18 protein-coding genes are annotated in these 20,819 nt (G+C 38.8%); 4 read left to right on the forward strand and 14 right to left on the reverse strand.

Annotation, left to right across the window (positions count from 1 at the left end):
• Window positions 1-119: 119 nt before the first annotated feature.
• Window positions 120-701, forward strand: coding sequence for an RNA polymerase sigma factor (locus FZF08_RS00385; protein WP_137339464.1), 582 nt, complete (start codon window positions 120-122; stop codon window positions 699-701).
• A 190-nt stretch (window positions 702-891) separates the two neighbouring features.
• Entirely contained in the window at window positions 892-2,166 is a 1,275-nt protein-coding gene (locus FZF08_RS00390) for a replication-associated recombination protein A (protein WP_409012624.1), read from the forward strand.
• 36 nt (window positions 2,167-2,202) lie between these two features.
• Here the strand turns inward: FZF08_RS00390 and FZF08_RS00395 are convergent, their stop codons facing one another.
• The gene (locus tag FZF08_RS00395) at window positions 2,203-2,697 is read right to left on the reverse strand and encodes a DUF892 family protein (protein ID WP_159466652.1); all 495 of its coding nucleotides are present in this window, start codon (window positions 2,695-2,697) and stop codon (window positions 2,203-2,205) included.
• 373 nt (window positions 2,698-3,070) lie between these two features.
• On the opposite strand from FZF08_RS00395, the gene FZF08_RS00400 reads away from it, so the two are divergent.
• The gene (locus tag FZF08_RS00400) at window positions 3,071-3,340 is read left to right on the forward strand and encodes a hypothetical protein (RefSeq protein WP_159466653.1); all 270 of its coding nucleotides are present in this window, start codon (window positions 3,071-3,073) and stop codon (window positions 3,338-3,340) included.
• Window positions 3,341-3,392: 52 nt separating this feature from the next.
• On the opposite strand, the gene FZF08_RS32180 is transcribed toward FZF08_RS00400, so the two are convergent.
• The 6 genes from FZF08_RS32180 to FZF08_RS00430 all read right to left on the reverse strand — a co-directional run bounded on the left by FZF08_RS32180 (window position 3,393) and on the right by FZF08_RS00430 (window position 8,688).
• Complete coding sequence (locus FZF08_RS32180; protein WP_304487027.1) at window positions 3,393-3,683, reverse strand: hypothetical protein; 291 nt, start codon at window positions 3,681-3,683, stop codon at window positions 3,393-3,395.
• Between the two features lie 147 nt (window positions 3,684-3,830).
• The gene (locus FZF08_RS00410; RefSeq protein ID WP_159466654.1) at window positions 3,831-4,613 is read right to left on the reverse strand and encodes a ThuA domain-containing protein; all 783 of its coding nucleotides are present in this window, start codon (window positions 4,611-4,613) and stop codon (window positions 3,831-3,833) included.
• A gap of 15 nt (window positions 4,614-4,628) precedes the next feature.
• Window positions 4,629-5,792, reverse strand: coding sequence for a glycoside hydrolase family 18 protein (locus FZF08_RS00415; RefSeq protein ID WP_159466655.1), 1,164 nt, complete (start codon window positions 5,790-5,792; stop codon window positions 4,629-4,631).
• A gap of 117 nt (window positions 5,793-5,909) precedes the next feature.
• Window positions 5,910-6,803, reverse strand: coding sequence for a DUF1684 domain-containing protein (locus FZF08_RS00420; RefSeq protein ID WP_159466656.1), 894 nt, complete (start codon window positions 6,801-6,803; stop codon window positions 5,910-5,912).
• Window positions 6,804-6,913: 110 nt separating this feature from the next.
• Window positions 6,914-7,684 carry a hypothetical protein gene (locus FZF08_RS00425; protein ID WP_159466657.1) on the reverse strand — a complete coding sequence of 257 codons (771 nt, stop codon included), beginning with the start codon at window positions 7,682-7,684 and terminating at the stop codon, window positions 6,914-6,916.
• Window positions 7,685-7,866: 182 nt separating this feature from the next.
• Window positions 7,867-8,688: a DUF481 domain-containing protein gene (locus tag FZF08_RS00430; RefSeq protein ID WP_159466658.1), complete on the reverse strand. Its 822-nt coding sequence runs from the start codon at window positions 8,686-8,688 to the stop codon at window positions 7,867-7,869.
• Between the two features lie 215 nt (window positions 8,689-8,903).
• Here FZF08_RS00430 and FZF08_RS00435 point away from each other — a divergent pair, with 215 nt between their 5' ends.
• On the forward strand, window positions 8,904-12,299 hold the full coding sequence (locus FZF08_RS00435; RefSeq protein ID WP_159466659.1) for a DEAD/DEAH box helicase: 3,396 nt from the start codon (window positions 8,904-8,906) through the stop codon (window positions 12,297-12,299).
• 200 nt (window positions 12,300-12,499) lie between these two features.
• On the opposite strand, the gene FZF08_RS00440 is transcribed toward FZF08_RS00435, so the two are convergent.
• The 7 genes from FZF08_RS00440 to FZF08_RS00470 all read right to left on the reverse strand — a co-directional run bounded on the left by FZF08_RS00440 (window position 12,500) and on the right by FZF08_RS00470 (window position 20,791).
• The gene (locus FZF08_RS00440) at window positions 12,500-12,772 is read right to left on the reverse strand and encodes a UBP-type zinc finger domain-containing protein (RefSeq protein ID WP_159466660.1); all 273 of its coding nucleotides are present in this window, start codon (window positions 12,770-12,772) and stop codon (window positions 12,500-12,502) included.
• Complete coding sequence (locus tag FZF08_RS00445; RefSeq protein WP_159466661.1) at window positions 12,772-14,433, reverse strand: response regulator; 1,662 nt, start codon at window positions 14,431-14,433, stop codon at window positions 12,772-12,774. Before FZF08_RS00445 ends, FZF08_RS00440 begins: the two co-directional genes overlap by 1 nt.
• A gap of 27 nt (window positions 14,434-14,460) precedes the next feature.
• A complete protein-coding gene (locus tag FZF08_RS00450; RefSeq protein WP_159466662.1) occupies window positions 14,461-15,876 on the reverse strand; it encodes an ATP-binding protein in 1,416 nt (471 codons plus the stop codon).
• Between the two features lie 180 nt (window positions 15,877-16,056).
• Window positions 16,057-17,016 (reverse strand): L-histidine N(alpha)-methyltransferase, encoded by a 960-nt coding sequence (locus FZF08_RS00455; protein WP_229216365.1) that lies wholly within the window; start codon window positions 17,014-17,016, stop codon window positions 16,057-16,059.
• Between the two features lie 103 nt (window positions 17,017-17,119).
• Window positions 17,120-18,277: an ergothioneine biosynthesis protein EgtB gene (gene egtB, locus FZF08_RS00460; protein WP_159466663.1), complete on the reverse strand. Its 1,158-nt coding sequence runs from the start codon at window positions 18,275-18,277 to the stop codon at window positions 17,120-17,122.
• Window positions 18,258-19,838 carry an ABC transporter permease/substrate-binding protein gene (locus tag FZF08_RS00465; protein ID WP_159466664.1) on the reverse strand — a complete coding sequence of 527 codons (1,581 nt, stop codon included), beginning with the start codon at window positions 19,836-19,838 and terminating at the stop codon, window positions 18,258-18,260. The genes egtB and FZF08_RS00465 overlap by 20 nt, the downstream gene beginning before the upstream one ends.
• Window positions 19,835-20,791, reverse strand: a complete 957-nt coding sequence (locus tag FZF08_RS00470; protein WP_159466665.1) for an ABC transporter ATP-binding protein — start codon at window positions 20,789-20,791, stop codon at window positions 19,835-19,837. Before FZF08_RS00470 ends, FZF08_RS00465 begins: the two co-directional genes overlap by 4 nt.
• Window positions 20,792-20,819 lie beyond the last annotated feature (28 nt).

Below are 20,819 nucleotides of genomic sequence, written 5' to 3' on the forward strand. Positions count from 1 at the left end.
TGTAATTTTTTCTGGAAAATATTTTTTTTATACGTTTTTTTATAAATATATTTACAAGTGTAAAAATGACCCTTATTAAAATTTATATTCCTAACCCCAATTAAATTCCTAACCTTACAATGGCTCACTTACGCTACAAACAAGAAGAAGAACTTTGTTTTTGGGATCAGTTCAGAAAAGGAGACGAGAACGCTTATGCCTGCCTTTATCGCTCGTACGTTCACATCCTTTATCAATACTGTTCACAGTTTACGATTGATAAGCCACTGATTAAAGATTGCATTCACGACTTGTTTGTGGAATTATGGAAAAACCGGGCAACTTTGGGTGACACCACTTCTGTTCGGTTTTATCTTATGGCGTCTATCAAAAGAAAATTGGTACGTCATTTGAACGCGCAACAAAAACATACAAGCAACGAAGATATCCCGGTAGAATATTGGCATATCCACACGCCGTCTCATGAAAATCATATGATTTCTGAGGAGGAATTTGATTCAACCAATCAGCATTTAAATGTTGCGATCAACGGACTTCCGCGCCGTCAGCGTGAAGCTATATTTTTGAAATTTTATATGAACCTTAATAACCACGAAATTGCTGATTTGATGAAAATCAACATCCAGTCGGTATATAATCTGGTTTTTGGTGCATTAGGAAATCTTAAAAAACAAATGACACTGGATCGCCTTACTTTTTGATCTGAAATAATATTATCTGTTTGAGAAAAGCGTAGCATCTGTTACGCTTTTTTCCTTTTTAGGCTTAACAAAAAATACAAATTTTTGATTGTCAATTTGTTATCAATCCAACAAATACAATATTGAATGCTTCATGAACAAGATTTGTTATCTTCATACAACAACAAGCTGAAAAACCTTATTCTCGATTATGATATCACAGATTGCCACACCTCTTGCCGAAAGACTAAGACCACGCATACTGGATGACTATATCGGACAAGAAAAATTGCTGGGCAAAAACGGATCTCTGCGAAGAGCGATTTTACAAAATACAATTCCTTCCATGATTTTATGGGGGCCTCCCGGTGTTGGAAAAACAACGCTCGCGCTTATGCTGGCTGATGCGACCAAGAGGCAATTTTACAATCTTAGTGCGATCAATTCGGGTGTCAAGGAATTAAGAGAAGTTTTGGCCAGACCTTCCGGCCTTTTCCCAGCCATTCTTTTCATTGATGAAATTCACCGTTATAATAAAAATCAGCAGGATGCCTTGCTTGGTGCCGTTGAAAAAGGTCAGGTAACGCTTATTGGCGCAACAACCGAAAATCCATCTTTTGAAATTAATTCTGCCTTACTATCACGCTGCCAGGTTTATATTCTTGAAGCATTTGGTGAGGAAGAGCTAAAAGCACTTATTGATCGGGCACTTACAAAAGATGAGTGGCTGAAAAGTAAAAAAATAACATTCACTTCCTATGATGCATTATTCAGGCTATCGGGCGGCGACGGGCGGAAATTGCTGAACTTACTTGAACTGGTTGTTTTAGCAAAAGGTGATGTCTCAGAAATGGAAATTACCGACGATTGGGTGACAGAAGTTGCGCAGCAAAATATTGCGCGTTACGACAAATCCGGTGAACAGCATTATGATATTATTTCCGCTTTTATAAAATCTTTGCGAGGAAGTGACCCAAATGGGGCCGTTTATTGGATGGCACGAATGATCGTGGCCGGAGAAGATCCTTCCTTTATAGCCAGGAGAATGCTGATCATGGCGTCGGAGGATATTGGAAATGCCAATCCTACGGCTATGATTATGGCCAATGCATGTATGCAGGCGGTGAATGTGATCGGATATCCGGAATGCAGAATTATTTTATCACAAGTGGCGATTTATCTGGCCACTTCTCCAAAAAGTAACGCGAGTTATCTGGCAATTGCTGACGCGATGGAAGCGGCAAAAAACACGGCACATTTGCCCGTTCCGTTGCATTTACGAAACGCACCTACTAAGCTAATGAAGCAAATTGGTTACGGAAAAGAATACAAATATTCCCACGACTTCCCGGGAAATTTTGCCAAACAGAATTTTTTACCGGATGAACTTAAAGGGAAGAAATTTTTCGAGCCTGGTATAAATGCCCGTGAAGAAGAAATTCGCCGGAAATTGCAGCAATGGTGGCCCGACTGGTATAGTTATTGACGGTAATTGTGGATGGTAAGGGTTGATTATCAAGATCTAAGACCTGGAATCACGTTCTTTGGCAAGCTTTTCAGCAAGGCTGGTTAAGTACTGATGATTTTCTGTACCCTGCCCTGATGAAGATTTTAAAATCTCGGTAATCTGTTCAATATTCAAATCATCAACCAATTCTACCAAGTTATCGTAAGTCAGAATCTTGTGACTCTCCAAATTTTCCTTTCGAGAAATTTTAACCACGGGCTTTACCAGAGGTAATTCATTTTCAACTTTTTTAACTTTTAAGTTTTCAGATGTTTTTGTTTCCAGTGGCTCATCTGAAAGTTCTGCTTTTGGAAATGCGTCTTCCAGGCTCTTAATATCGGCATCTGTCTGTTTCCAAATATTCTTGAGTGCCTTGGCTAGCTTTTTCATATTTTCTTTGGTTTCCATTTCCCGGAGCGATTCTTCCAGTTTCTTTTCACCAAAATAACTATTTCTAAGCTCTGTTAGAAATAGTTCCTGGTATTTTATTTTCTTTAAGTTCTTGTCCATAAAGTGTATGACATAATTTGCAATCCAATAAATTCTACAATTGTACAAAAAATTACTATTCAATAACAGAACTAGGACGTTAATATTGTTCACTATTATTGACGAAGAATAGTGCAAAAAGTCATCATTTATCAATATTTTTTTACAAAATAAATTTTATCGCACTCGGGAAATATATCCACAGGTTCCAAAATCCAGCTCTGATGCCAACCAGCGTCTTGTCAGAAATGGGATTTAATAAAAATACCAGTAAAAAACACGTTACATTTAATATATTAATGTGTACGGCTCCTGCTTTTATTGTCGGGAACAATATTGGTATAACATTTAATGATTACGCGTTTTACAATCTTATTTTTAAAAGTTGATATCTATGCCTAACTTTTTTCATCTCGAAGGTCAGAATTTCGCCTTCAATATTGACCGTGTTGATTATTTTATTAGATCTCAGGAAGAACCAACAGAAGAAGGATTGGTTAAGTATGTGATCACGTTTTATTCAAATGAAATTAAAGTCGGAATTTGGGAATACGGTTCGGCAGAAGCCAGGGATAACCAGTTTATGAATCTTGTCACCAAGAAATTCCAATCGTCAGCTACAAAAGATCTTAATATTTTTAAAGGGCAGGTTCCTGCTTTATGATTAGTGTCTTTTCATAAAAAATGGAGTGAAGCAAATTGCTTCACTCCATTTTTTATGAAATGCCCATTAACGGCTCTTCTGAATCTTGTCCTGGTAATGGTTCAGGGCTGATTTCCGGTGCATCCGGCATATATGGTGGCAATTCCGGTTCAGGCACCACTGGTGGTGTTTCAGGTTCGTTTTCCCATGGTGGCGTTTCCGAAGGTCCTTCCGGCTCAGGATATTCCGGCCGTGGTTCCAATGGCGGTGCTTCCTGCGGACTCAACGGATCAGGATATTGATGTCCCTGGCTTACAACAGATTCTTCCGCGGATTCATCAGTCGGATCATATGTCTTTTTCATGGTATTTCAATTTAAAAATGCACTGAAGTATTTCAATGTATTCCATAAAATAACCATGCCCTTTCAACATTTTTTATTCGTTGACTAAGTTATTTTACATGCATTCTAAAAAGATTGTAAAGATTAAATACAGATAATATCTAAAATTCATCTTTTCGCAGCCCAGAAAATTGCATTTTTAAAAAGTCTGGTATATGCCTCATTCTCAAACAAGTCAGGTGAATGCCCCATAAAAATATACACATTTTTCGCCGCGATTTTCGGATTTGTCCATATCACCGGATGATCTCCCATTTTAACCTTTGTGGAATCAGGTATATAAGTGGATTCGTCCACGCGCGCAATCACATGAACATTCGGACGCGGACTCTTATCGTAGGTATACCATTCTTCCGTTTTGATAAAAAAAGAATCCGGAACACCTTTCATGACTGGATGTTTTTTGTCTTCAATTTTCACTTTACCGGAAGCAAAAGTGGAAATGTAGCTCTGGAATCTGATACTACCCATAAAATCATAAAACCAGTTCCACATCGGATAACCGTCAAATTCGCCCAGCAAAGTCGCATGATGGAAACCAATCCAGCCACCTTTTCCCTCTTTTATATACTTTTCAAAAGCAGCGGCAGCGGTTGGCGTCCAGGCGTAAGGAGGAAAATCCAACTGGATAAAAAGCTGGTAATCATTTAGAAATTCATCATTGATTTTTTCTGTATTTTGAATATAATCAACGGTAAAATTATTTTCAGCCGCCAATTTATCCAACCACACTTTTGCAGCTTTTGAATAGGCAATATGATGACCGCCATTTTCAGCAATTGCAAGCACTTTAAAAGTGCCGGATTTTGATTGGGAAAAAGAATTCAGATTAAAAACAGCAGTCAGAATGAAAACGAGAGAAATCAGCCAGATTTTAAAAGATATTTTCATAGTAAAATCAATAGCTTATTTCAGGGATTTATTGATTTCATTCAGCAAATAACCTTTTGGATCTGAGTTATATTCCCAAAACATAACACCCGCCAATTTATTATCAAGCACGTATTTACATTTCTCTGCCACCGATTTTTCATCATCATAACCAATAAAAACTTTCGTTTTTTCATTGTATAAATAAGGCGCATGTGCAACGTTATCGCGATATTCCTTATAGCCTTTTTTATTAACCAGACTGTCCTTGATGTAAGTATAACCATCAATGTATTCCTTGGCAACAGACGTTTCACCAAGTACAGTTTTGGAATCCTTACCCAAGGTAAATGCGCGGCCATAAAATGGAAGTCCAACAACGATTTTACTTGCCGGAACACCTGCTTTCAGATAAGCTTTCACGCCACTATCGGTAGAACGGTTTGATTTAAAACGATCCGTTGGATATAAACCGGCGTGATGCACAACCGTATCGCCCGAAAAAAGATCATAAGTCATCAGGTTCACAAAATCCAGATATTCCTGTGCCTTACCCATTTCAGAATGAGGAATAAATTCTTCCCAACCGGCAACGGCAGTCGTCAAAAGTTTTTCCTGTCCGTCTTCCTTTTCAAAAATATCCAGCTCTTTTCTGATGGCTTCAAACATCAAAGTAAAATTCTGCTTGTCTTCCGGACGATACACATTTCCCGAATCGCCAGGCATTGCCGGATATTCCCAATCAATATCAACGCCATCCAATTTATATTTCCTGATAATATTAACCGAACTTTTAGCGAATTTACCTCTTGAACTCTCCGTCAGAACCGCATCTGAAAAACGTCCGCTCCATGCCCAGCCGCCGATGGAAATCAATATTTTCAAATCCGGATTTACCTTTTTCAACAAATTTAGCTTCCTGAAATTGGTCGAATCCGTTTTTTCATTCGTAAGAAACGCCAGGCCATTTTCGATATTTACAAAAGCGTAATTAATATGCGTCAGTTTCTTGACATCAATTTTATCGGTATCAACAAGCCCGTGAAAACCACCAACGTACCCGATGACGACCGGCCGGGATTCTTTTACTTCCTCTTTCTTTTTAGAGTCGCAGGAAGTTATTTCAAAGCTTAAAAAAGCAACTGCAAAGAGAAAAAGTAAAGCTTTGGGAATCCTGGTTTTTTTAGAAAAAAAATTCATTTGTAACGGGTTTAGAATATGTTATTAAAAAAGAAGAACTCAAATTAAAGAAAAACAACGACAATACTTGCCGTTGTTTTCTTCCTAAATCAGTATTTGTATCGGATCATCCCAAACTCAATGATGGCCATAATTCTTTTCGCCGGCGGTAACTTCTAACGCGAGCTGGTTTTGTTTCGGGGGCAGCGGGCAAGTAGCGTATGGTGTGAACGCACAAGGCGGATTGTAAGCTTTGTTGAAATCCAGTACAACATGGCCATCCGCATCGGGCAGGCTGGTATAAACAAATCTTCCGCCGCCATATGTTTCTTTCTTATTGGTTTTATCACCAAAAAGGATAAAAAAAGTTTCACCTTCACTTAGCGCATCCAATCGATATTCTTTGCCTTTCACATAAAAAACCAATACACCCGGAGATTCCTGCTCGCTAAGCCTTCCAGTCACATCCAGTATCGAAATTTTTCTACCAACTGTCGGTTCAAATTTTGCCTTTACTTTCCAATATTCTGTAATCGGAAAACTTTCGATTCCTTTAAAATCTTTGAGATACGGACTATCCAGATCTTTTAAACGTACCGCATATTTTTCACCGCGCTGGATTACAAACCATCTTAGCGTTTTATGTTTAAGCACAATTTCTTGATCTGAGGGGAAAATTTTCAGCTTGGTGACCAGCTCATTATTCGCATAGATTTCTGCTTCCGGTTTTGCGATCAAAGTTACCTGGCCGTTTTCCAGAATAAATTCCCCCAGGCTTGCCGGACTTCTGTCGGATGGAAAAATAAATTTATTGGAAGCGTCACCACCAAAAGAATTTTTACCATCTTCCAGCCAGAACAGGCCTGCGAGATTGAGATAACCCTGCTCTGATTTAAGCTCGGCAATTCTACCCTTTCTCCATTCCTTTATCTCATTTTCATAAACAGAATCACTTGTGAAACTGGATAATCCCAAACCAATAAAAAGCGCCGAAACAACTTTTAGCAACCGAAATCTTATTTTATATTTCATTTGATCAGGTTTTATATTTCAAATATAAGAACATAAAAACCAATTATTTCCGGCGACTGGCGAATAAATTCTGCCAAATAGGCCTACCGATTTGGGTGCAGTTTTTATCTTTACTGAATTACAAAATTAATTCTATCCACTCCTGTGTTTTTCGTAATCTTATCATAACCGTACACCTGGATTTCGTACATCCCGAGCGCGTTAACATCAAGTATACCTTCAAAAATATTGTCAACCGAAGTGATTCCCAACGTTACATCCTTGTATTTGATCCCATCCTTTTTCACAAGAGCCTTCACCTCAATTTGTTCAGAATCCCAAACACCACCTTTGGTAACTGCACACCCGCAAAGCATAGTCAGGTTAATTTTAATTTTCACTTTTTTCTCCCCCATTTTTTCCAGAATTAAAATTCTGTGTGTCTGCGGTTCAAGGATGTCGAGAATAAAACCCGGCATATCCAGCACAATTCCTTCTTCATCGATATCCTTACCAGGAATTAGCCAGAGTTGTGTGCTGGCTTTTATTGCAGAACTTTTTCTATTAACTGGTGCAATCACCTCAACCGTTACAAAGGTTGGTTCCAGAATATTTATAGAAGCTTCAAATTTTGCAGTTTTATCATCCGTCAAACGATCATTTCTTTTGTGAGGCATTTTCAAAATCAAATCCGTATTTCCCGAGGTGCCGGTTGTGAGGCCCTTCGCGAGAATTTCGCCGGTCATTTCATTTTTTACAATAACGTGTGCACCACCAATTCCGGTACCAATAAACTTGGCATCTTTCGCTTTGGCACGTATTACCAATTTTGTAGGTTGAGCAATTCCGTAAAAAGATAAAAAAGACAGACTGATAAAAAGAAGAATTCGACTGGATTTCATTGTACAGTAAGGTAGATAAAAGATGTATTTCGAGGTGGCGTCCTGATAAAAATACACATTTCATTTTTGTTTACTCATCGCAGTCATTCTTTCTGATTTATATCATATTCTTTCCTTATTTACTCAAATACGGACTAGAAATTATTCGGTATTACATCGACTTTTAATCACAGAAATTTCAATTATTTATTCCCAATAGAAATCCCGAAAGTGATTCGGGAATCATCACGCTTCCGCGTCGCTTCCACAACACTTTCATAAGAATTTTCGAAACTGGTTCTTAAAACCACCCATTTGTTAACTGGAAATTCGAGCGAAATCACTGTATTCCATCGCAAATTGGAAAAATCTGTAATCGCAGGCTGCAAATACGTTAAGTGATTAATTCGGAAACGATCCTTTGCAAATGAATGTCTTCCCTTAACACGGAACGAATTTCTTTGAATTCCAATCGTCGGTAATTCACGAAAATTGGTTGATTCATGCACAATTGCGTTGGTCAGCACCAGTCTGTTTTTACTTGAATTAAGTACGCGATATCCAATTCCGCCACCGGCCAATACCCGCAGTGTAATACCACGTAAGTTGCTCGTTTCCAGATTTCCCAAAGCAAACACATAGGTTTTTCTTTTCTTAAAAACATCTACGAACAAATCCAAATAAGAATCTCTTTCAGCCAGAATACCGTTTTGTTTACCATATGTAAAACGCGGATTTGACGCTATGGAAATGACAGGACCGGTGGCAACGATCTCTGCACGTAAAACCATCAACGTCCGGTTTACATTACCACGCGTAAAATTTCCGTCGCCGATGAACCGATAAGTTAGCGTATCCAGTTTTAAGTAATCCGGCTTTTTTAATGAATCAGGTACTATTATTTTTACAGAATCTGCAATTGACGCACTGTCCCGCGCTGTCTGCTGAGCAAATGAAAACGAATTTACAAGTAGTAAAGCATAAAAAAGCAAACCTGAAAACTGATAGAAAATTATTTTTTTCATAAAATCATTTTTACTAAACGTAATCGCCCAAAGTGCCAAAAAATTATTCCCTCACAGCTCCGGACATTAATAACCTGGCAGATTTGGTTTTCCGGAATTGAAAATATCTCTTCAAACGGAACTAGAAATATGAGCATATTTCTCTAAAATAAGGTTATTTTCACCATCAGAAATTAAACTCCCAGGTTTAATTAATCCCAAGAATTGAGAATAGAATGCTGAAAAAACCAGGCATAAGCGAACGGATCAGTGCGTTAAAACACCATGAAAATGACTATGTATTTGAAGATTTTAATGTTTCAGAACTGAGTCATAATTTTATTTTGAAATACAGTTCTTCCCTCACCGAAACGAGCAGAAGAGGTTTTTTTGATATTCAACCCAAAGTTATTGAGGTTAATTTCGCCACATTTTTGATTACCTCCGGAATTTCCGATCAGTTTATTGTTACTGTCAAACAAACGGAAACCGCACTTCAATTGTCCTGTCCGTGCAGTGCCGATAAAAAAACTCCGTGTGAACATCAGGTTCAGGTTTTATACAACCTGATGGACCGAAGGGATTTGCGAATATTTTTTGATAACAATCTAAGATACAATCAAATAAAACTGGTAGCCAATGACTACGGGCTGGAAAATGAAGGCAGACCAGATGATTATTTCCAACTTGAATATGCCAACAAAACGGTTGATATAAAACCCAGATTAAAGCATCTTTTTGCCGTAAATGAAAGTACAAAAGCGTATTTAAAAGACAATTTAATCCCCAGGCAAAATCCGGTCTTACCAAAAAAAGCAAATCCGAAAGACATTTCAAAAAGGATAATTGTTTTTGGTCAGCATAAATATTACGACCATTTTTATGTAGAGCTTTTTGAAGCGGCCACAACCAAAGATGGGAAATTAAAAAATCCTTTGACCTCTGTCAACCCGCTTGATCTGATATGGAAACTGGAAAGTCCCGAAGAGTTAAAGTTTTATACAGGCGTTTCGAAATTTAGTAACCAATACCGATCCGGGAAATCGGATTCGGATATGGACGGGTTAAAATCACTTGTGAAAAATCCTCTCAAACTGGATGTATTTTACCACGATACCAAAGTGTCCGAAAGTATTTCCGCTGCTTCCCTGATACCTGTTCAAATCCGGACTTTGCCTGTTGATCTCACTTTATTGGTGGATGTAAAGGATAAATTTCACGAGGTTTCCGGACAACTTATTGTGGACGGGAGACCATTTGCTCTGGAAATTCTAAAAATCCGATACAATTATTTCGTCATGATCAATGACACGATGCATTTGGTAGATAATCCCGATGTGCTTCGTGTGATCGATTTTTTCAAGCAAAACAATAATAAAATCCTCGTTCACGAAAGCAAATTTGACGAATTCCAAAATACAATTCTTTCAAAAGTTGAGGATAAAATTCGGGTAACTTATGCTTATCTGAAAACTGCTACGCAAACGCAGCTTAAAGAAAATGGTTTTGAAAGAGAAAATCAACAACTCATTTATTTGTCTGATCTGGATAATTATGTTCTGATTACGCCCGTAATGCGTTATGGAAATATTGAGATTCCAGTTCTGTCCAAAAAGCAAATTTATTCTACTGATAGCAAAGGAAAACCTTTCACGGTCGAGCGAGACGACGAGCTTGAAGTGCAGTTTACTTCAACATTATTAAGGCAACATCCCGATTTTTACGATCAGCTTGGTTCCGATCATTTTTATCTGAGCAAAGAAAGATTTCTGGACGAAGGCTGGTTTCTGGATGCTTTTGAGGAATGGACTAATCAGAATATTATAGTTTTAGGATTTAATGAATTGTCTAATAATAAGTTAAATAAAAATAAAGCAACCGTTTCATTAACTATAAATAGCGGAACGGATTGGTTTAATACCAGCGTTCAGGTGAAATTCGGGAAGGAAATTGCTACACTTAAACATCTTTCAAAATCTATCAGAAACAAGAGCAAGTTTGTAGAACTTGGCGACGGAACGCAGGGTATTTTACCAGAAGAATGGATCGTAAAATTTGCAAAATATTTTGAAGCAGGTGAAATTGCGGGAGAAGTAATTCGTACACCTAAAATAAATTTCACCAGTATTCTGGAACTGTATGAGGATGAAGTGTTAAGTCAGCCCGTGAAAAATGAACTGATGCTGTATACTTCTAAGTTTTCTGATTTTGAATCGATTAAGCATATTGAAGTACCAAAGGAATTAAAAACTTCTCTCCGTGACTATCAGAAAGATGGTTTAAACTGGTTGAATTTCCTGGATGAATTTGGGTTTGGGGGTTGTCTGGCTGATGATATGGGATTAGGAAAAACCGTCCAGATCATCGCATTTATTCTATCCCAAAGAAATAAAGGACATCAAAATACCAACCTGATCGTTGTGCCCACTTCACTGATTTTCAACTGGCAGGCGGAAGTTGAAAAGTTTGCTCCATCGATAAAAATCCATACGGTTTATGGCTCTAACCGTGTTAAAGATCATCAGGATTTCGACGACTACGAGATCCTATTGACATCTTACGGAACGCTGCTTTCTGATATTAAATTCTTAAAAGAATACCGTTTTAATTATATTTTCCTGGATGAATCCCAAGCCATAAAAAATCCTGAATCGCAGCGTTACAAAGCGTCACGTCTGCTTCAATCAAGAAATAAAATTGTGCTTACCGGTACTCCAATTGAGAATAACACTTTCGATCTGTACGGTCAGCTTTCCTTCGCATGTCCGGGATTACTGGGTAGCAAAATTCAATTTAAAAATCACTATGCGATACCAATTGACCGTTTTGAAGATAGCAAACGCGCCAGGGAATTACAGAAAAAAGTAAATCCGTTTATTCTTAGAAGAACGAAGCAACAGGTTGCAAAAGAGCTTCCTGAGAAAACGGAAATGGTTATATATTGTGAAATGGGCGCAGAACAGCGGAAAGTTTACGATTCATATTCTGATGAATTCAGACATTTTTTACTTACCCATAAGGAGAGAGATTTACCAAGGGAGAGTTTGAATATTCTGGCTGGATTAACAAAACTTCGTCAAATTTGCGATTCGCCAGCGCTGATTAATGACGAAGAATATTATGGTGATTCTTCCGCTAAAATCGAAGTGTTAATTGAACAAATTGAAAGTAAAGCACCGCAGCATAAAATCCTGGTATTTTCACAATTTGTAAAAATGCTGGATTTGATAAAAAAGGAACTTGTAGCCCGAAATATTTCTTTTGAATATTTAACCGGACAAACCAGAAACCGGTCAGAAAAAGTACAATCTTTTCAGAATGATGATGGCGTTCGCGTATTTTTGATCAGTTTGAAAGCCGGTGGTGTGGGATTAAATCTGACGGAGGCTGATTATGTTTATCTGGTGGATCCATGGTGGAATCCAGCTGTTGAAAATCAGGCTATTGACAGAAGTTACCGTATTGGACAAAAGAAAAATGTAGTTGCTGTTCGGTTGATTTGTCCGGATACGATTGAAGAGAAAATTATGAAAATGCAAGATTCCAAAAGAGATTTGGCTAACGACCTGGTGAAAACTGATGTGTCGATTTTGAAATCGCTATCCAAAAGTGATTTATTGGAATTGTTATAAAGCTCCGTCAAATGGTTGTGCAGTGAAATACTATGGTGCTCCGCACCTTTCAAAAAAGTCGATTGGAATTTCTTTCTACCGCTCGGCGGACCATATGCAAAATCCGGATAGAATGAGTAAGCATCAAAATTAAAAAAACCTGTCAAAACGGATCATGTAAATCCATCTAAACAGGTTTCCTGTTTTAATAAATTCAATACTTAATCATACTCCACAAATGAATCATCCACGTAACACCACATCCATTTTTCACCCGGTTCGGATGAAATAATTACCGGATGTTCCGTTGCATGAAAATGTTTTGTCATATGCTGTGAAGGCGAATCATCACAACATAATGTGATGCCACAAGTCTGGCAGGTACGCAAATGAACCCATCTACCACCGGTTTTCACACATTCTTCACACTCCCGTTTTTTAGCCGTTTTTATCTCAGTAATCGCACTGATGTGACTACAAATTCCGTCTGCCATTATATTTCGCTTAAATATTGATGAACCATATTGATTGACATAGAACCTTCTCCCACCGCAGAAGTTACCCTATTCATAGCACCCGCACGAACGTCACCGGCAGCAAAAATTCCGGGCGAACTCGTTTCCAGTAAATAGGGATCTCTATCCACTTTCCACACACGTTTGAATTCTTGATAATTATTCATTTCACGACCGGTTTCAATAAAACCTTTGCTATTTTTGATAATTTCCAGACCAACCCAATCCGTATAAGGTTTTGCCCCGATGAATATAAATAAGGCATCAGCCGAAACGGAACGCTGCTCACTTGTATTCAGATCCACCAGCTTCAAACCTTGCAAATGATTTTCTCCGCAAGCTTCCAAAATTTCGGTACAACCCAGAATTGTTATATTTTCTGTTGTTGAAATCTGGTCAATAAGATACTGCGACATTGAAGAACTCAGGTCCGTTTTACGCACAATAACATACACATGATTTGCGAATTTGGAAAGATACATGGCCGCTTGTCCGGCAGAATTTCCTCCTCCTAAAATATAAACTTCCTTATTTCCACAGGAAGTCGCTTCCGTATTGGCTGCACCGTAATAAACTCCTTTACCTGTAAAATCTTCAATTCCTTGCGTTTCTAACTTACGGTAATCTACACCAGTAGTGATCACAACCGCTTTTGCAGTGATTTCCGTGCCATCTTCCAGTACAATAGTTTTGTACTTATCTTTCACTTTTATTTCCTTGACCGAATGCGGCGAAAGAATTTCTGTTCCAAATCTTGTGGCCTGCGTTACAGCTCTTCTCGTCAGATCCGCACCACTTAGTCCTGATGGGAAACCGAGATAATTCTCAATTCTTGAACTTGTTCCTGCTTGTCCACCCGGCGCTTTTCGCTCGATCAAAAGCGTACTCAAACCTTCCGATGCCCCATAAACCGAAGCCGCCAATCCTGCCGGACCCGCTCCGATAATAATCACATCATAAATTTGCTGCTTAACGGTAGCGTTCAAACCAATTTTTGAAGCAATATCAAGTACGGCCGGATTTTTCATCAAGCTTCCATCTTCCAGAATTACAACGGGAAAATCAGCAGTCTCAAATTGATTGGTTGAACAGATCAATTTCCCCTGCTCGCTTGTCTCGATATCCATCCAGGTGTAAGGAATAAGATTCCCGTAAAGAAAATCCTTGATCTGATGAGATTTTGGTGAAAACTGGTAACCAATAACTTTAATCCCTTTAAAATCAGGACGATAATCCGCCTGCCAGTCATTTAGCAAATCATCAATTGCGGGATATAATTTTTCCTCCGGCGGATCCCATGGTTTCATCAGATAATAATCCAGCTGAACGTCATTGATCGCTTTTATTGCCGCGTCCGTGTCCGAATATGCGGTTAGCAAAACACGTTTTGCATCAGGAAATATCTTTTTTGCTTTTTGTAAAAAGTCTACGCCCTGCATTTCCGGCATGCGTTGATCAGAAATAAAAATCGCTACTTCCTCTCCTTTATTTTGAAGATCCATCAAACTTTCCAGCGCCTCTTTTACAGAATCCGTACTCAGAACACGATATGTGTCGCGGTACTTTGTTTTTAGGTCGCGGGTGATGGCCCTTAAAACCTGCGCATCATCATCAATTGAAAAAATAATTGGCAACCCCATATGATCTTATTTACTTAGTGAAGGTTATTATCCATTAATCGGGAAGCAAACGATGAATTCGGTTCTACCCGGCTCCGACGTAACGCTTATCGTTCCTTTGTGTTGTTTTACGATTCTTGTAACAACATCTAATCCTAATCCGGTACCCTGTCCGATCTTTTTTGTTGTAAAAAACGGATCGAAAATTTTCGACTTAACATCTTCCGGAATTCCGGGTCCATTATCAATCACAGACACACATACAAACTCCCTGTCCTGTCTCGTTTTCAATATCAGCTGCGGATTTTCTCTATTTTCCAATGCATCTGTGGCATTGTCAATGATGTTGGTCCAAACCTGGTTCAGCTCTCCGATCATCGCTTTTACAGGAGGCAGAGTTTCATCAAAATCCTCAGTAACCGTAATATTTGCTTTTTTGATCTTATAATTCAGCATTGTCATCGTATTCTTGATGCCCGTCCGGATATCGGCAAATACCTTGTCGCCTCCCCCATCCATGTGGGTAAACGTTTTAACCGAATTAACCAGATCTGAAATCCTTTTTGAAGCGATTCCTATCTCGGAAACCATTCTTTCGGTGGTAAAACTATTGTTGATCCAGATTAATAACGGAGACAGTTTCCCTTCCGGAATATGACTTTTTATTTCTTCAAGATCCTCAATCGAAAGGCCAAATTCAACAAAATTCTCAGCCATGTCATAAACATTTTTGAGACCTGGCTGATCGTCAAGCCAATCTGTAATTTCATCCTCCTTATCGGCCCGTTCCATCATCGTCAAAACCGGACGCTCTTTGTTATCCAGAGCCTTATGAATTTTATCATTCACCTTATTAATATCATCCGTATCCAGACGAATGGAGATCAACTGTTTGAACGCATCAGGAAGGCATTGTAAATGTTTTTCAAGAGAAACCGACCCTCTCACAATTGCTGCGGCCGGATTGTTTAACTCATGCGCCAGACCCGCCGAGAGTTTTCCCAGCGCCATCATTTTCTCATTTTGTTGTTCCAATTCGGTAAATTCCCTGATCCGGGAAGCCATCACATGAACAAGCACCTGAGTCAGTTCATAATGCGTCTGGATCAGCTCACGCATTTTCTCTCTCGGTAGTGACAGAAGCTCAGTCTCTTCCAGACAAACTGCACTGGCAGGCATAACCTTCGCTCTTGAAAAAGGCAAAATTCCAGTGATGTTGCCAGCAACAAGATCGGCTATTTTGGATTTATTATTGTTCTGTAAACGGTAGAGTTCAATTCGTCCGCGAAGTATGATATGAGTATAAACGACAGGTTCATTCAATTTTGCGAAAACATCTCCCTCTTTTAATATCCTGTGTTCACTTTCATCTATAAACCATTGCAATTGACAATCAGGAACTTCCTTTAAAATTTCAATCAATTTCAGGTCTTCAACTGTAACTTCGTTAGTGGCGACTTCCATGACAATTGTATTTTGGATTTGGTTTACAGAAAGGTTGTTGGCAACGCATAAACAGTTAACACCAAAGTTAACAAATCTGTTAGCTGAATTAGAAAAATCGATAATATCGACAACATATACATTGAAAAAGGCTTCACTATTTAAGCAAAGCCTGATTTATTATCCAAGTAAATTTAGAAATTATTTGGTCCACAAACTATCCGTAAAATAATGTTTGCAATCCAGAAAATGTTCAACCAGTTCAAAGCCATTTGTACCGGCCAGTTTTTCAATTTCTGCAATTGTATATTTTTTAGACAACTCTGTCCATATCAACTCATTTTGACGGAATGAATATGTTTTATCAATATTGGAAATGTACACTTCCTGCTGTTTTAAACTAACAAGATAACTTCGAACTTCACCATTGATCGGATTGTAATGCGAATAAAAATCAAAAAACTCTTTCTTGAAATTTGCTCCCAATTCCCGGTTCATTCTTTGTAACAGATTCATGTTGAATGCCTTGGTAATTCCCTGACTATCGTCATAAGCATTTCGGATCGTTGCCGGATTTTTTTGAAGATCAAAGCCAATCAAAAGCTTATCACCGCTTTTCATATGGCTATTAAATTGTTGCAAAAGGTCGTTTGCATCATCTTCCAGATAATTACCGATATTACTTCCTAAAAATAGAAACAACCCCGGCTGCTCCATTTCCGTCAATTCCTCAATCACTGAAAAATAGTTACCCACAATGGATTTGATTTTTAATCCTGGCAGATAACCCAACATATTCGCTTCCAGTTCTTCAATTGCTTTTTGCGAAATATCAATAGGAACATAGGTAAAATCCACATGATTTTCAATAAGCTTTTTTAATAGCTGACGTGTTTTAATACCATCACCGGCACCAAACTCAACGATATTAAATGGCTCGTCAAAGTCGAGTTTTTTGATAATATTTTCTCCCTGAAGAGACAAAATCTCAAATTCACATGGCGTAGGATAATATTCAGGCATTTTCATAATGTCCTGAAAAATTACACTGCCCAAGTCGTCATAGAAATATTTGGATGAAATATTTTTCAAAGGCGCACTTAGTCCTTCGTCAATATCCTGTTCAAAAGTAGAAATAGTGCTGATTGTAGTGGTTTCCATATTTAAGTAAGTTGATGGATAGCTTTTGGCTGTCAGGGGTTGGCTGTTAGCGAAAAAATTGGTTGGGATTAACAGCTAATCGCTAAAAGCCAACCGCTAAAACCTATTTTACCAACCGAATTCCGGTGTATTGCCAGCGTTCGTTGGTGTGAAAAAAGTTACGGTATGTTTTTCTGCTGTGGTCCGGTGATGTTGCTACGGAAGCTCCTCTCAAAACCATGCAATTGATCATAAATTTGCCGTTGTATTCTCCCACAGCGCCTTTTGCTTTGGTGAAATTAGGATAGGCCAGATAAGCACTGTTTGTCCATTCCCAGCGTTTGCCCCAGGAGAATTGGTCCGCAGCAATTTCCCATTCAAATTCAGTAGGCAAGCGCATTTCTTTCCATTGCGCAAAAGCCCAGGCCTCGAAATAACTTACATGTGAAAGAATTGCTTTTGGATTCAATTTTTGCAAACCATCCATGGTGAAATAAAACCACTCTCCGTTTATTTTATGCCAGTACATTGGAGAATCAATAGCATTTTCATTCACCCATGACCAGCCTTCATCCAGCCACAAATTAAAATCCTGATATCCACCCGCATCAATGAATTCTATATACTCCTCATTGCTAACTAGCGCTTTACTAATTTCAAAATCCTGTAAATAAACCTTATGTCGTCCTAACTCATTGTCAAAACTGAAACCTTCGCCTGTATGTCCAATTTCATAAACGCCTTCGGATACATGAGCAAAACCTGTTTCGGTATTAATGTCATCCACCAGATTATGCCCTGGTTTATAAACCGGGAAAGTCGGATTATGACCTAGAATATATTTGATGTCTGTCACCAGCAATTCCTGATGTTGTTGCTCATGATGCAGCCCCAATTCAATAAGCGTCAGCGACTTTTCATCATCAAGCGTTTCAAGCAAGGCATTCATATGCTCATCCACATATTGACGGTATGCGTACACATAGGAAACTTTCGGGCGTGTAATATTTCCCCTGTCCGTGCGCAGTACACGATCGCCTACATTGTTGTAATAACTGTTAAATAAAAAGTTGAAAGTTTCGTCAAAAACACGATACTCAGAAAGGTGATTTTTTAGAATAAAGGTTTCGAAAAACCATGTAGAATGCGCCAGATGCCACTTCGGCGGACTTACGAAAGGTACTGGCTGCGGTACATAATCTTCTGTTTCAAGAGGTTGACAAAGCTGTTCAGTATACTTTCTGACGACATTATATCTTTCCCTAATGTGGGTGGTTTTCATTAGACAAATAAAGTTTTAAATCTGTAATGGTCTGTATATTCAAGGATTGTGCCTGACTTCTGCGCATCATCAGCGCATAGGCATTATTAAAACCAATCGGTTTCAGCCAGCTTAATTTATATTGATTTGAGAATTCTTTTTGAACGTAATTGAAAACCTTGTCCCGGCTGTCAATCATTCCGTCGAGCGTTTTTTTGTCCGGTTTAAGGATCACAAGCAAGCCCGTTCCAGTGTATTCCGGGTACATGTCGATCTCATTATTTGTTAATGCATCAAAGCAAATTTTCGTTCCCCCAAGGCCGGTTCTGGTTACAACTTTCAGTTTTGTATTTCCTTCAATCAGCATTTTGTACATGTTGATCAGGATATATTGCTCGGCAAAAATCTTTGACCCTAATCTTATTACATGCTCACTTGTGGTACTTTGCGGTTTTTTATACAAACCTTTTTCCAACATAAAATCCAACGCAACTTTTTCAGGCAACTGCTTCAAATAATCGACCTTATAGTTTAATTCCGTCATAATGGAATCATTAATTACACCCGAAAGAATATCAAGCGCGGGCTGCAATTCCGGATATTTTTCCAGAACATCCTGCCGAACTAATGGTGCTGCATAATAGGGAGGGAAAATTGATTTGTCATCTTTTAAAGTGACCAGATCGTAAGCCTTTAATCTTCCATCCGTACTATAACCGCTGATCACATCAAGTTTATTTTCAAAAGCCGCTTTATACATCACCGCATCGCTGATCACAACGGTTGGGATGTCCAGTTTGTATTTTGATCTAAGTCCAAGGTATCCATCTTCCCGCCCCATAAATTCCGGCGTAAAACCAGCCAGTACTTTTACCTGAGCGCGCGGAATAATATAAAAAGAAGAACATACCAGCAGAATTATGGGAAGCACAACCGACACTTTCCGCATCGTTTTCAACTTTGCTTTTTGAAATAATGAAAGCAAAAAATCCAGAGTAATAGCCAATAACGCAGATGGAATAGCACCGGCCAGAATCATATTTGTATTGTTCAGCGCAATGCCGCCAAAAATAAATTCACCCAAACCACCTGCAGCGATGTATGCCGCCAGCGTTGCGACACCCACATTAATAACTGTCGCAGTTCTAATTCCGGCCAGAATCACCGGCATAGCCAGTGGCAATTCTACATTGAATAAAATTTGCCATTTATTCATACCCATACCACGCGCCGATTCCGTTATGCCCTGATCAACACTGGTGATCCCGGTATAAGTATTTCGAATTATCGGTAATAAAGCATAAAGAAAAAGCGCTGCAATTGCTGGAAATGCCCCAATTCCCAAAAGTGGAATCATAAAACCAAGTAAAGCAATACTGGGAATGGTTTGCAAAATACCTGCAATACCCAGCACAGCCCAGGCCGCTTTCTTCTTTTCTGAGATCCAGATTCCGAGCGGCAAACCCACGGTAACGGCAATGAGAAGAGAAATGCAGGTTAACCCAATATGCGTGACGGTTTGAGACAGCAATTTATCGGATTGCTGCATCATAAACTGCCAGAGATTTTGCTGCTCCGTCATCGCTTTCTTTTTATTTCCAGGTAAACAGACTGAATTGTCTGTATTGTAATTTCTTTTAAAGAATTACTTTCTTCATCCTTTACACAAAGCTTGTCCTGATTCTTTTCAGATAGCAATTCCATCCCTTCCCACAAACTTTGAGTACTATTTAAAGAAGCAATGGAATACGGTTGAGCATCTGCCAACTCATTCCATATTTTACTGAATTTCAGCGCACTTAATTCAAGCTGTAATCTTTGATGGTTGAAAAAACTTTTGGAAAAATCATTGGTTGGATTGAATATTAATTCGCTGGGCGTGCCGGTTTGCACGATTACACCTTTATCCATCAGGCAAATCTGATCACCTAGTTCAAAAGCTTCCTGCACATCGTGCGTCACCAGAACAATCGTTTTACTTTTCAATTCTGGCAATTCCTGAAATTCTTTTCTGATTCCGGCTCTGGTAATCGGATCCAGCGCGCCGAAGGGTTCATCCATCAGCAAAACCGGCGGATCAGAAACCAGTGCGCGCGCAATGGCAACTCTTTGCTTTTGTCCGCCGCTCAATTCATCAGGATATTTATTGGCGTACTCTGAAACCGGCAGTTTTAGTTGCTCCAACAAAGCCTCCGATCGCGTCCTGATTTTCTCTTTATCCCAACCTAAAAGATTTGGAACAACCGCTATATTTTCAGCAACTGTATAATGAGGAAAAAGTCCATTATTCTGAGAAACATACCCGATACTTCGCCTTAGAATCTCCGGTTTGGAAGAAAAAATATCCTGCCCATTGATCGTAATATTTCCTGACGAAGGCTCAATAAGCCTGTTCAGCATTTTCAGCGTTGTGGTTTTTCCACAGCCGCTTGTACCCAGGAAAACCATAGTCTGGCCTTCCTTTACTTCAAAGGAAATATTTTTGACTGCATGAATACCGTTGAATTCTTTACTGATATTTTGGGCAATGATCATCAGGGCTGTTTAGTATCCGTTTATCATT

The organism is Dyadobacter sp. 3J3 (assembly GCF_009801115.1).
Classification (GTDB): Bacteria; Bacteroidota; Bacteroidia; order Cytophagales; family Spirosomataceae; genus Dyadobacter.

Bases quoted from the DNA above. Each gene is read 5' to 3' on its own strand.
- FZF08_RS00385 (WP_137339464.1), top strand. From the start codon at position 120: ATGGCTCACTTACGCTACAAACAAGAAGAAGAACTTTGTTTTTGGGAT.
- FZF08_RS00390 (WP_409012624.1), top strand. From the start codon at position 892: ATGATATCACAGATTGCCACACCTCTTGCCGAAAGACTAAGACCACGC.
- FZF08_RS00395 (WP_159466652.1), bottom strand. From the start codon at position 2,697: ATGGACAAGAACTTAAAGAAAATAAAATACCAGGAACTATTTCTAACA.
- FZF08_RS00400 (WP_159466653.1), top strand. From the start codon at position 3,071: ATGCCTAACTTTTTTCATCTCGAAGGTCAGAATTTCGCCTTCAATATT.
- FZF08_RS32180 (WP_304487027.1), bottom strand. From the start codon at position 3,683: ATGAAAAAGACATATGATCCGACTGATGAATCCGCGGAAGAATCTGTT.
- FZF08_RS00410 (WP_159466654.1), bottom strand. From the start codon at position 4,613: ATGAAAATATCTTTTAAAATCTGGCTGATTTCTCTCGTTTTCATTCTG.
- FZF08_RS00415 (WP_159466655.1), bottom strand. From the start codon at position 5,792: ATGAATTTTTTTTCTAAAAAAACCAGGATTCCCAAAGCTTTACTTTTT.
- FZF08_RS00420 (WP_159466656.1), bottom strand. From the start codon at position 6,803: ATGAAATATAAAATAAGATTTCGGTTGCTAAAAGTTGTTTCGGCGCTT.
- FZF08_RS00425 (WP_159466657.1), bottom strand. From the start codon at position 7,684: ATGAAATCCAGTCGAATTCTTCTTTTTATCAGTCTGTCTTTTTTATCT.
- FZF08_RS00430 (WP_159466658.1), bottom strand. From the start codon at position 8,688: ATGAAAAAAATAATTTTCTATCAGTTTTCAGGTTTGCTTTTTTATGCT.
- FZF08_RS00435 (WP_159466659.1), top strand. From the start codon at position 8,904: ATGCTGAAAAAACCAGGCATAAGCGAACGGATCAGTGCGTTAAAACAC.
- FZF08_RS00440 (WP_159466660.1), bottom strand. From the start codon at position 12,772: ATGGCAGACGGAATTTGTAGTCACATCAGTGCGATTACTGAGATAAAA.
- FZF08_RS00445 (WP_159466661.1), bottom strand. From the start codon at position 14,433: ATGGGGTTGCCAATTATTTTTTCAATTGATGATGATGCGCAGGTTTTA.
- FZF08_RS00450 (WP_159466662.1), bottom strand. From the start codon at position 15,876: ATGGAAGTCGCCACTAACGAAGTTACAGTTGAAGACCTGAAATTGATT.
- FZF08_RS00455 (WP_229216365.1), bottom strand. From the start codon at position 17,016: ATGGAAACCACTACAATCAGCACTATTTCTACTTTTGAACAGGATATT.
- egtB (WP_159466663.1), bottom strand. From the start codon at position 18,277: ATGAAAACCACCCACATTAGGGAAAGATATAATGTCGTCAGAAAGTAT.
- FZF08_RS00465 (WP_159466664.1), bottom strand. From the start codon at position 19,838: ATGACGGAGCAGCAAAATCTCTGGCAGTTTATGATGCAGCAATCCGAT.
- FZF08_RS00470 (WP_159466665.1), bottom strand. From the start codon at position 20,791: ATGATCATTGCCCAAAATATCAGTAAAGAATTCAACGGTATTCATGCA.